This is a genomic window from Mesorhizobium sp. CNPSo 4670 (assembly GCF_057784235.1).
Map to the genome: position 1 here is coordinate 163,921 of NZ_JBWJFQ010000013.1, position 11,227 is coordinate 175,147.

The 11,227-nt window shown below is 62.4% G+C and carries 12 protein-coding genes; 4 read left to right on the forward strand and 8 right to left on the reverse strand.

Annotation, left to right across the window (positions count from 1 at the left end):
* Window positions 1-7 precede the first annotated feature (7 nt).
* From AC0ZT5_RS21740 to AC0ZT5_RS21775, 8 genes are all read right to left on the reverse strand, one after another.
* Window positions 8-1,471, reverse strand: a complete 1,464-nt coding sequence (locus AC0ZT5_RS21740) for a phospholipase D-like domain-containing protein (RefSeq protein ID WP_488498102.1) — start codon at window positions 1,469-1,471, stop codon at window positions 8-10.
* A gap of 89 nt (window positions 1,472-1,560) precedes the next feature.
* Window positions 1,561-2,373 (reverse strand): 3-methyl-2-oxobutanoate hydroxymethyltransferase, encoded by an 813-nt coding sequence (locus tag AC0ZT5_RS21745; RefSeq protein WP_488498103.1) that lies wholly within the window; start codon window positions 2,371-2,373, stop codon window positions 1,561-1,563.
* A 9-nt stretch (window positions 2,374-2,382) separates the two neighbouring features.
* Window positions 2,383-3,165 (reverse strand): TIM barrel protein, encoded by a 783-nt coding sequence (locus tag AC0ZT5_RS21750; RefSeq protein ID WP_488498104.1) that lies wholly within the window; start codon window positions 3,163-3,165, stop codon window positions 2,383-2,385.
* Window position 3,166: 1 nt separating this feature from the next.
* Window positions 3,167-3,478 carry a MocE family 2Fe-2S type ferredoxin gene (locus AC0ZT5_RS21755; RefSeq protein ID WP_488498105.1) on the reverse strand — a complete coding sequence of 104 codons (312 nt, stop codon included), beginning with the start codon at window positions 3,476-3,478 and terminating at the stop codon, window positions 3,167-3,169.
* Window positions 3,479-3,592: 114 nt separating this feature from the next.
* On the reverse strand, window positions 3,593-4,417 hold the full coding sequence (locus tag AC0ZT5_RS21760; protein ID WP_488498106.1) for an ATP-binding cassette domain-containing protein: 825 nt from the start codon (window positions 4,415-4,417) through the stop codon (window positions 3,593-3,595).
* Window positions 4,414-5,418, reverse strand: a complete 1,005-nt coding sequence (locus tag AC0ZT5_RS21765) for an ABC transporter permease (RefSeq protein WP_477291304.1) — start codon at window positions 5,416-5,418, stop codon at window positions 4,414-4,416. Before AC0ZT5_RS21765 ends, AC0ZT5_RS21760 begins: the two co-directional genes overlap by 4 nt.
* A gap of 175 nt (window positions 5,419-5,593) precedes the next feature.
* On the reverse strand, window positions 5,594-6,574 hold the full coding sequence (locus AC0ZT5_RS21770) for a sugar ABC transporter substrate-binding protein (protein ID WP_488498107.1): 981 nt from the start codon (window positions 6,572-6,574) through the stop codon (window positions 5,594-5,596).
* A 100-nt stretch (window positions 6,575-6,674) separates the two neighbouring features.
* Window positions 6,675-7,682, reverse strand: a complete 1,008-nt coding sequence (locus AC0ZT5_RS21775; RefSeq protein WP_488498108.1) for a sterol desaturase family protein — start codon at window positions 7,680-7,682, stop codon at window positions 6,675-6,677.
* A gap of 274 nt (window positions 7,683-7,956) precedes the next feature.
* Here AC0ZT5_RS21775 and AC0ZT5_RS21780 point away from each other — a divergent pair, with 274 nt between their 5' ends.
* The 4 genes from AC0ZT5_RS21780 (at window position 7,957) to AC0ZT5_RS21795 (ending at window position 11,048) form a co-directional block, all read left to right on the forward strand.
* Window positions 7,957-8,994, forward strand: a complete 1,038-nt coding sequence (locus AC0ZT5_RS21780; protein WP_488498109.1) for a LacI family DNA-binding transcriptional regulator — start codon at window positions 7,957-7,959, stop codon at window positions 8,992-8,994.
* A 235-nt stretch (window positions 8,995-9,229) separates the two neighbouring features.
* Window positions 9,230-9,427, forward strand: coding sequence for a hypothetical protein (locus tag AC0ZT5_RS21785; RefSeq protein WP_488498110.1), 198 nt, complete (start codon window positions 9,230-9,232; stop codon window positions 9,425-9,427).
* A 333-nt stretch (window positions 9,428-9,760) separates the two neighbouring features.
* Window positions 9,761-10,381 (forward strand): helix-turn-helix transcriptional regulator, encoded by a 621-nt coding sequence (locus AC0ZT5_RS21790; RefSeq protein WP_488498111.1) that lies wholly within the window; start codon window positions 9,761-9,763, stop codon window positions 10,379-10,381.
* A gap of 247 nt (window positions 10,382-10,628) precedes the next feature.
* Window positions 10,629-11,048 (forward strand): helix-turn-helix domain-containing protein, encoded by a 420-nt coding sequence (locus tag AC0ZT5_RS21795; RefSeq protein ID WP_488498112.1) that lies wholly within the window; start codon window positions 10,629-10,631, stop codon window positions 11,046-11,048.
* Window positions 11,049-11,227: the final 179 nt, after the last annotated feature.

Genomic DNA, 11,227 nt, shown 5'->3' on the forward strand with positions numbered 1-11,227 from the left:
ACCTTGGCTAGAGATAGGGCGAACCGAGCCACAATACCCGGTCAAAAAGCCTGATAAGGAAGGGTCGGGCCCGCAAGGCGTCGAGCGTCACCGGCACTGCGGTTGCGAGCGCCGATCCGATCCGCGCCTCGATCTCGCTGGCAAAGCCGGCGTCAAGGACCTCGAGGTCGATCTCGAAATTCAGCCGCAGCGACCGGGCGTCAAGGTTGGAAGAGCCGACATACGCCCACACGCCGTCGATCGAAAGCAGCTTCGAATGGTCGAACGGTCCCTCCGTGCGCCAGATACGGCAATAGTTCTTCAGCAGCTGATCGAACTGCGCCGTCATAGCGCGGTCGACAAGGAAAAGATTGTTCACCGCCGGCACCACGATATCGATTTCGACGCCGCGCCTTGCAGCGGTGGTCAAGGCGCTGATCAGTTCACGGTCCGGCAGGAAATAGGGCGACATCAGGCGGATCGATTTGCGGGCGACGGAGAACGCGCCGATCAGCAGCTTGTGGTTGGTCTCGATGCTGGCGTCCGGGCCGGACGCGACCGCCCGCACCAGCATGGGCAGGCCGGGCGCCGGCGACAGCGGCCCAATTCGCCAGGCATCGCCCTTCAACGGTTCGTCGGTGGCGAAGCGCCAATCCTCGGCGGCGACCGAGAAGAGATCGGCGACGACCGGACCAGTGACCCGGAAATGCGTGTCCCTGGCGCAGTTGGAACCGGCGAACTCGGCCGAGAAGCCCTTGCGGATGTTCATGCCGCCTGTGAAGGCGACCTTACCGTCGATGATCAGGATCTTTCTGTGGGTCCTTAGATTGGCGTAGGGCAGGCGCAGACCCATGACGATGTTGCCGTTGAAGACATCGGCGGTGATGTCGGCGCTGCGCAGATGCCCCAGGATGCTCGGCACGGAATAGCGGGCGCCGACGGCATCGATCAGCACGCGGACGGTTACGCCGCGCCGGACGGCGCCGGCAAGGGCCTCGACGAAGAGCATGCCGACGGCATCATTGTCGAAAATATAGGTCTCGAGCAGGACGCTGCGCTCGGCGCCATCGATCGCCGCGCACATGGCGGCATAGGCCTCGTCGCCTGTCTCCAGCACATCGATCGCGTTTCCGGGGTGGAGTGCGCGCCGCGCCACCCTGTCGCCCAGTGTCCGCAGACCGGTGAACCGCTGCCCATATCGCTCGACGATCAGGGCTTCTTCGGCGGCGACGTCGTGCTCATGCTTGGCGGACACCGCGCCGCCGGCAAGCGGGCGCTGGGCGCTGATCGAGGCGCGACGGATGCGGTTGATACCAGCGACGGCATAGATCAGCACGCCGATGATGGGCGACAGCACCATGACGCCGACCCAGCCGGTGGCGGCGCGGACATCCTCCTTGGTCATGACGACGTGGATGATGCCGACGGTCGCCATCACCACCGAGATGATCGCAAGGATTTGGGGCCAGTGAGTCGCCAGAGTCTCGAACATTGCCGGGACTATCCAGCGAGCGGTTGCAGAAGGCAATGCGGCCGATCATGCCCCGGCGTCGAACAGGCTGAATGGCTCCAGGCAAAACATTAGAGACCCAGCGACGCCTTGAAAGCAGAAAGCTCCTCGTCGGTGACGGGGACGACGTGCTGCGACTCGGGATAGGCGCCAGTCTGCACGTCGGACATGAACTCGCGATAGGCGGCGATGCGCTCGCGCTGCAGCCGCTCATATTCGGCGGCGAAATTGCGATAGGTCTTGGCGTGGCGCGGCCTGTGGCCGGCGGTATGGCCGAGCACGTCCTCGCTGAAAAAATACTGCGCGTCGGCATGCGGCCCGGCGCCCATGCCGAGCATGATCAGGGGCGTATCCCTCGTGATCAGTTCGGCGACCCGGTCGGGCACCACCTCCAGCTCGGCGCCGAAACAGCCAATGGCCTCCAGGCGCTTGACGTGATCCCACACCGCACGCGCGCTCTCGGCCGTCCTACCGACGGCCTTGAAGCCGCCGGTCCAGGTGCATTGCGAGGGGATCAGGCCGACATGGGCGACGACCGGCACGGCGTTGTCGCAGAGCGCCTTCTGGATGTCGAGGGAGGCGGCGCAGTAGAAGCAGTCACCGCCGACGCGCATGAACTGGTAGGCGGTTTTCAGATAATCCTCCGAGGTGACCAGATTGCCGGCGGGACCGTAGGGCAGCCCGACCTGCACGAAGCAGCGGCCGGCCGCCTCGCGCATCTCGGGCGAGAAGAAGCGCCCCTCGATCGAAAGCATGTCTATGCCGGCCGCATCCGCTGCCGCCGCCTCTTCGAGAGAGGTGACGTAGAGCATGGAAATCTTTTGTCCGCGGCCCTTCATGGCGCGGATGTCGGCGACGGTGGGACGGCTGCTCTTGGTGACCATTCTTGTTCCTCAGACAGTGAAAGCTTCGCGGAAGGCCTGCAGTGCCGTCTCGGGATCACCCGAGGCAAACGCTTCCATGCCCACCGGCCCGCGGTAGCCCATATCCTTCAGTGCGCGGGCGATGCCGCGATAGTTGATCTCGCCCGTGCCGGGCTCCATTCGGCCCGGCACGTCGGCCACCTGGACTTCGCCGATCCATGGCAGGCAGGCGCGGCACAGCGCGATCAAGTTCCCTTCGCCGATCTGCGCATGGTAGAGGTCGAGGTTGAGGCGCAGGCCCGGCCGGTTGATGCTCGACACCAGCGCAAGCGTGTCTTCGGCTCGTGCAAAAGGCACGCCGGGATGGTCGACCGGAAGGTTCAAATTCTCCAGCGTGAATGTCACGCCTTCAGCCTCGGCGAGATCCGCAATCCGGTTCAGCGTGTCGTGTGCCCTGAGCCACATCGCGCCGGTGACGGTCTCGCAGGGTGCGACCGGCAGGCCGCCGTCACCCAACCCGGTACCGTGCAGGTTGAGCCGCGCGACACCGAGGCGTTTGCCGACCGCCGCAGTCGCTTTCGCCGTCTTCAGCAGTTCCGCGGCGCCCTCGTCATCGGAGAGACGGCCGCGCAGGTAGCCGTTCATGATCGAGAAGGTCGCGCCTGATTTCTCGAGCACTGCGAGGTCGTGATCGGGCCAGTTCCAGAGGCCAACCTGGAAGCCCATTTCGGTGAGGCGCTTGACGCGCCATTCCATCGGCCGGTCGCGCCAAAGCATTTCGGCGCAAGCCGCAAGGGTGAAGGTATCGGACATGTCAGACCTCGATGTGCACGCGGCCGTCCTCGACCTTGGTGTTGTAGGTTTTAAGGTTCACGCAGACCGGTGCGCGCAGCGCTTCGCCGGTCCTGTAATCGAACACGCCGTTGTGCTTGGGGCATTCGATCCTGTATTCCATAACCAGCCCGTCGCTCAGATGCACCTTTTCATGCGTGCACAGCCCGTCGGTGCAGAAGAACGCATCGTCGGGGCTCCGGTAGATGGCGAATGTCCGGCCCTCGTGATCGAAGCGGATAACGTCCTCTTCCTCGATATCATCGGCCGCACACGCATCAATCCACTTTGCCATTGTCGCCCTGCAGTCTGTTCTTGAGTTGGTCGAAAAGACAGCCGGCGGAACCACGCGTTCCGCCGGCCGCGCAGGAAGATGCCCGGGAGGAGGAGATGGGCGTCTTCACTGGGTTCATGCATGGCTCGCGTCGCGCGGCGCTTGCCTGTCGTCAGCCGCCGAAAAGCTCTCGATCTCGGCTTCGAGTTCGGCCATTTGCTCGCCGCCTGCCATCAGGTCGGTGATCGCTTCACGGCTTTTCTCGCCCTTGCGGAAGTCGGCGGCCTTGGCGCCCCTGATGAGGACGGCGAAGTGGTCGCCGACGGTCAGGGCATGGACGACATTGTGGGTGATGAAGATCACCGCGATGCCCTTGCGGCGTGCTTGCAGGACAATGCGCAGGACATGCGCCGCCTCCTTGACGCCGAGTGCCGCTGTCGGCTCGTCGAGGATCAGCACACTTGCGCCGAAATGCACGGCGCGCGCGATCGCCAGCGCCTGACGCTCACCACCGGACAGTCCGCCGACGAGGCGATCGCCGTCGTCGATGCGGGTGATGCCGAGCTGGCGCATCTCGGTGACGGCGATCTCGTTGGCCCGCTTGCGGTCGTAGATGGTGAGCGGCCCCCAGCGCCGCGTCGGCTCGGCGCCGACGAAGAAGGATCGGCCGATGCTCATCAGCGGGAACGTCCCGCCGAATTGGTGGACGGTCGCGATGCCGTGGTCGCTGGCGTCGCGCGGACTGTCGAAGGCGACGGCCCTGCCGTCCATTTCCATCGTGCCCGATGTCGGTTTGTGGACGCCGGAGAGGATCTTGATCAGCGTCGATTTGCCCGCACCATTGTCGCCGAGCAGGCACAACACCTCGCCTCTGTTGACCTCCAGCGAAATGTCGTGAAGCACGTCGATCGGTCCGAACGACTTGTTGATCCCGGTCAGCCTGAGCAGGGGCGTGGTCATGAGCGGACCCTCGATTTGGTGCGTGGCGCGTAGGTCAGCGCCATGGTGCGGAAGGTGTTGTTCATCAGCACGGCCGCCAGCAGCAGGACGCCGATGATCAGGCTTGCCCAGTTGGCGTCGAAGCCGGTGTAGAAAATGCCCTGGTTGACGATGGAGAAGGTCAGCGTGCCCAGCACGATGCCGACCACCGAACCGTAACCGCCGGTGAGCAGCACGCCGCCGATGACCACCGCGATGATCGAGTTGAAGATGAACGACTGCCCGGCGGCCACCTGGGCGCTGTTGTAGAGGATCGCCTGCGACATGCCGACGAAGGCCGCGCACAGGCCGCTGCTCATGAACAGCGCGATGGTGACCCGGTCCGTCGGGATGCCGGCATTGCGGGCGCTGACGGCGTCACCGCCCATGGCCAGGATCCAGTTGCCGAAGCGCGAGAAATTCAGGATGAAACCGACGATCAGGACGATGGCGATCCACCAGAACAGGGTCACCTGGAATTTGCCGCCGAGATAGTCGCCAAACACAAGCTTGGCGATCGGTCCGCTCTTCAGCGCGACACTGGTGCTGCCGGACAGGATGATCGAAAGGCCAAGCGTCAGGCCGGCCAGCGCGAACAGCGTTGCTAGGGTGACGACGAAGGACGGCACTTTGGTGCGGATCACCAGGACCCCGTTGATGAAGCCGACGGCGAGCCCAAGGCCAAGCGCGGCGAGAATGCCGACGATGATCGGCAGGCCGTAGTGGCCCGAGATGATGGCAATGGTCATCGAGCTGGCCGGGATCATCGAGCCGACGGAGAGGTCGAGGTGGCCGGCGATCATCAGCAGCCCGATGGGAAGCGCGATGATGCCGAGTTCCGAGGCGACGTTGAGCCAGCTCGCGGCGCCGCCGGCCGACAGGAAATTGGCGCCGCCGAAGATCGAGAAGAAGACCAGCACGGCGATCATGCCGATCAGCGAGCCGACCTCGGGGCGCCGTACGAGGCTGCCGATCGAGGGCATCGAAGAATGCGGGGCGGGTGGCGCAGTCGCTACCACGGCGGGTTGGTCATGGGCTTGGGATGTCATCGAAGTGGTCCCTGGCTTGAACAATGACGAGCCTGGCGCGGCCCTCGTCGAGGGGCGCCGGCCGGCGATGTCCGGCCCTCGGAGAGGCCGGACACTCAGTTTGCGCAAGTTAGCGGGCGCCGGCCGCCGCGCCGCCCATCGTCGCGTCGACATTGGCGGCGTCGACGATCCCCGGTCCGGTCAGCACCGGCTTCGTCGGCAGGTCGAGCCCATAGTTCACGAAGCCGTTGAGCAGGGACACCGCAAGATAGCCCTGCAGATAGGGTTGCTGGTCGATCGAGAACATCTGCGTGCCGTCCTTGATGCGCTGCAGGCCGGTTTCATCCATGTCGAACGAAGCCAGCTTGACCTTGTCGCCGACATTGGCCTGGCTGATTGCGTTGGCCGCACTGTTGGCGTCGCCAGCGCTGATGGTGATCAGGCCATCGAGGGTGTTGTCTTTCAGCACGGCTGCCTTGATCGCCTCGGCGACCGCGGTCGGGTTGCCGAAGCTGGATGAAGGCAGCGGCAGCTGGGTGGATTTGCCGCCGCTCTTGGCGATGGCGTCAGCTATGCCCTTGCAGCGGTCTTCCGTGTTGGTGGAGCCAGGCAAGGTGTTGACGCACAGCACATTCTTGGCGCCATGGCTGCCGAAATAGGCGCCGCCGCCGAGACCGGCCGCGTATTCTTCGTTGCCGACATAGTTCATGGCGCCGAGCCGCTTGGCTGCGTCCATGCCGCCGGAATTGTAGATGATGAGCGGCACACCGGCGGCAACGACTTCCTTGAAGGCGTCGTCCATGGCCTCGGGCACCCAGTCGGGGCCGACGATGGCGCTCGGCTTCTGGCTGAGCGCTGTGCGGATCAGCTTGGCGGCATCCGGGCCGAGATTGTCGTAGTTCTGCGGGCCGAGCCAGGTCACCGAGCCGCCGGTCAGTTCGGCGACCTTGCCGGCGTCGTCCGCACCCTTCTTGACCTTCGACCAGAACGGGTCGTCCGCCTTGCCGCCGATGACGAAGATCTTCGCCCCATCGGCTATTGCGGCTGTGGCACCTGTCGCTACCACGGCTGCCGTCACCACCGCCGTCAAAAGCTTCGTGATATGGTTCATTTCATTTCCTCCCGGTTGCCGTCATCAGACGGATTGGAAAACTTCGTCTCAACGCTCCCCTCCCAGTGCGTCGCGTGATCAATGCTTCGCCCGGCGTCGGTCACGCCCTGGCGTTCATGCGCTCCTTCTTTTTCTGGAACCGGGCGTCCATCATGGCGTCGCCCTCCCTGGTGCCGTCGTGCAGGGTGCCGAACCATCTATCGAGCGGGATCAGCCCGTCGCCGCCGTAGTTCACCTCGAAATATTTATGGTGCAGGTAGTGTGCGTAGGCGTGGCTCGATACGGCTGTGTCCTGCGTGAGTTCCAGCTTTTCGAAGCCGAGATGGCCGTTGACGGCACCGAAGCCGGCGACGTGCAACTGGAACAGTGCGACGATGGGGTTGGACGGGATCAGAAGATGCCAGAAGGCGACCGCGTGATAGAGGAACCCTTCCACCGGGTGCATCGACAGCGACGACCAGGGCGACGGGTTGATCGAATTGTGGTGGACGGAGTGGATCCAGCGATAGAGCGGACCCCAGTGGATCAGGCGGTGGATGAAGAAGAAATGCACCTCGTGAATGGCCGGTGCGATCAGCACCAGCGCGGCGAGGTAGACGGGGTGATCCTGCCAGCCGACCCACGGCACGTAGCCATTGGCAAAGCACCACAGGAAGATGACTTCGACCACCGTCCATAGCGGGATGGTGATGAAGAACGAGCGAAGGAAGTTGTCGAGGTTCTGGCTCTGGAACCAGAACACGTCGGAAGGCGCATCGCCAGGGAATTTGTGGTTGTATTTGAACCGCGTCGCCTGGGCGCGCCTGATGTAATAGCGCAGCTCGAAGATGCCGTAGAAGACCAGGATCGCCGCGGCGTTAACGGCGTAGAGCCACAGCGCCCAGCCCCAGCTGATGGTCTTCATCGTCTCGACGCCGGGGACGACATAGAACCAGTAAAGGAGGGCGGTGGCCATGTGGAAGGCATTCCACGGCCAGATATAACCGGGCAGCCACGCCAGGATCTTCGGCAGCCTCGGTGGCCAATTCCACAACGGCACGGCCTCGATGCGCCCGTTCGGCTTCCAGTCGCCGCGCTTGTCGCGCACGCCGTATTTGAGATCGTCCATCTCGGATCCTCCACCCGCAGTGCCTGGGATGGCTCGCGCGCGCACGCTGCCTCACACCGCCGTTGGGCGGAGGGTCAGAACCTTGCCTGCGCTGTGCTGCTTCTATCCTTGGGCTGGCGGTGCTTGCGCCTTCTTTGCTTGTGCCCGAGATAAACATCTTGATCCAAAATGAATCAAGAATAGAATGTTTATTCCAAATGAATTGTATCATTCGTCTCAGAACTGACTGGCGAATGATATCTTCGTATCAATTGCTGCAGGCTGATGAGACGAAATGGATCAGAACAAGCGGCCGACGATCAAGGATGTTGCCGCCGAGGCCAATGTTTCGGTGGCCACCGTCAACCGGGTGCTGGGCGGCTCTGGCGCCGTCCGCCAGGGCACGCGCGAGCGCGTCAGGCTGGCGGCGGAGCAGATCGGTTTCTACGGCATGGGCGCGCTGCGCAGCCGCATAGCGGCCGCGCGACCGCGCTACCGGTTCGGTTTCCTGCTACACCAGCCCGGCCGCGCTTTCTACCGCAACATTGCCGAGGCGATACGTGCGGTGGCGCCGACGATGCCTGACTGCGAGATAGAGCTGCGCACCGAGTTTCTCGACGATCTGTCGCCGCAGAACGTCGCCTCGCGTTTGCTGGCCTTGGGCGCCGAATGCGACGCCGTCGGCGTCGTTGCCGCGGTGCATCCTCTCGTCACCCAGGCCGTGGACACGCTGCATGCCCGCAACGTGCCGGTCTTTGCGCTGATCTCGCAGATATCGGCGACAGGCCAGGTTCCCTACATCGGGCTGGATGGCTGGAAGGTCGGGCGCACCGCGGCCTGGGTGTTCGAGCATGTCTGCCGGGCGCCCGGCAAGCTCGGTATCCTCGTCGGCAATCATCGCTACCGCTGCCAGGAAATGAACGAAAGCGGTTTTCGCTCCTATTTCCGTGAGCACGCCCCTGGCTTCACGCTGCTGGAGCCGCTGCTGACCTTCGAATCGAGCGCCATCGCGCAGGAGATGACCGAAAAGCTGCTGAACGAAAATCCGGATCTGTCTGGCCTCTATGTTGCCGGCGGCGGCATCACCGGCGCCATTGCGGCGCTGCGCTCCACCGAGCGAGCCGGCAGCCTCGTCGTCGTCGGCTATGAGCTTATGGATTCGACCCGCCCGGCGCTGCTCGACGGCACGCTGACCTTTGTCATTTCGCACCCGCTCGCCCGCATCGCGCAGGAGGCTCTGGCGGGCATGGTCCGCGCCGTCTCCGCCCCGAACGAAGGCGGCAACTTCACCACGATCCTGCCCTTCGAAATCTACACCCGCGAGAACATCTAGTTCACGGCCCGGTCGCGTCGGCGTGCATGAGACGGTCGATCCGAATAAAGCCAAGAGTTCGAACCGATCGAGCTCCGATAGAATCCTGGCGAAGCAAAGAGATCGCGTGAGCTGGCGTCGTCCCCGCGCCGCTTCGGTTCTCCAGGCTTCCTATGCTTGGTTCCGGAGTCGTTGTATATCAGCAGAAATGAAATTGACGATGTAACACATCGATCGATGGCGAGGGGAGCGCCGCATGATGGAATTCAACTTCGATGGACCTCCTGTGGGTGACGCCGTCGACATGGCGGCTGAATGTCAGAGCCGATTGCTGCCTCACATCCGCGAAATCGTCCGGGCGGCGGTGGCTGCCGGGTGGGACGAAGAGGATGTCCTTCTGGGTTTTGTGGAACTTGCGTGGGATCTGTACGAAAAGCGTCGCGGTGATTCCTAGCCAAGCGCGACGAACAGGCTGACCCCTATGCCGCGTCATGGCTCCGAGTTCACGTGTGCCTGAAGAGAATATTTTCCAATTCCTCTCAGGTCGCTGGAAAGGAATGCCTCGCTCATACCATCAGACGCAATGAGCGGCTGGGAGAAGGCCTCTCCATTTGAAACAAAAATCCTCTCTGCTTCCTTTAGCAATCCCTGCTTTGCCTTTCATCCAGAACATAATTTTCCGGTTGTATGCAAAGTTCTTCCTTATCCCCGGCCCTCGCGATACGCTGATTTCGGGTTGACGCGGGCGAAGGGGGCTTTCAGGCGGCGGCAACGCAGGCGAGGCGGAATGAAATACCGAGACGAGGCTCGGGGGAGCGGCGATCCCCGGGGCGTCGATCGAGACCAAACGACACGATACGTTCTGGACATCGTCGCCGAAAGTGCGTGTCCCAGAAAGGCCACGGCCCAGGGCAGCCTGATACACTCCGTCTGCCGCGGTCCTGGATCGCAGACTTTCCTGGCCGGCGAACATTCGGTTGGGATTGTGCAGGCACCGGCAGCCAAGTTGCGCGCTTCGCCCGGCAGCGACAGGCTGACGGAGTATCATGCGCCTATCGGCTGCCTCGTCATCAATCCGGCGGGCGTGGACAGCAGGCTTGCCTGCTCGGCGACCAGGGAGAACGCCGTCATCATGCGAAAAATACTGGTCGCCGAACTCGCCTCGGTCGCAGGAGTTTCACCGAATCATTTCACAGCAAGGTTTGCCACGACGTTCGGGATGCCGCCACATCGGTACCTGATCAACCTGCGTCTCGACTTCGCGGAAAAGCTGCTCCTCGATGGTGAAGTCGCGATTGCCGAAGTCGCTTACCTGGCGGGATTTTCGGACCAAAGCCACCTGGCCGCGACCATGAAGAAATACAGGGGAAGAACACCCAGGACTGGATATGCTTCCGCCAGAAACTGAAGAGCCGCACGCGGCATTGAAAACGAGCGACATGGATTGGTGTGGCAAGGCGGCGACACCTGCTGCTCAGGACCCAAGACAGGAATTTCCTACAAAGATTCCGGAATTTTCCAAAATACGTCCATCACGAATCTGCCCATGCTCAGTGTCATAAGTCAGTTCGATCAATCACGAATTGTTTGCTTGAGGGAACGGACAATCCGCCCTCAGGTTGATGTCCTTAGGGGAGGTATCAGGAGGCCGAAAAGTGCGGCGCGATGATGATTCCCCGGGATGGACGTCCGGGACAGATGCGGCGCGACAGCCGGCACTGAACGTCAAAGGCGGGCTTTCCGTTCGCAGTGCACGCAAGGTGCAGGAGTTCTTGAACGAGAACTTTGCACGCAAGCTGACGCTTGCCGAGATGGCTGCAGTTTGCGGGCTGTCGCCCTATCACTTCGTGCGGGCTTTCTCCAGGACGTTCGGGGCTCCGCCGCATCAGTACGTTCTCGATCTGCGGCTGGCCTTCGCCGAAAGGCTGCTTGCCGACAAGCGCATGACGATCGCGGACGTCGCGCATCTGAGCGGGTTTTCGAGCCAGAGCCACTTTACCACGATGATGAAGAAATATCGAAAAACAACGCCATTGCAGGCGCGCCAGAGTAAGATCAGTTCAAAAAATAAGTAAAAGATCATCCGGAAGGTAGTTTAATTGCCGCTTATCAAAGCGTGACCTAAAGTAACAGACTGTTAACTCCCGCTGGGTTGCTCCCCTCTTTTCTCACAAGACAGCAATTTCCTGAAATACGGAAAGCCGGAATCATGTCTTTCTGCGTTGAGCTGGAATTGTCTGACATTTCCATGCCG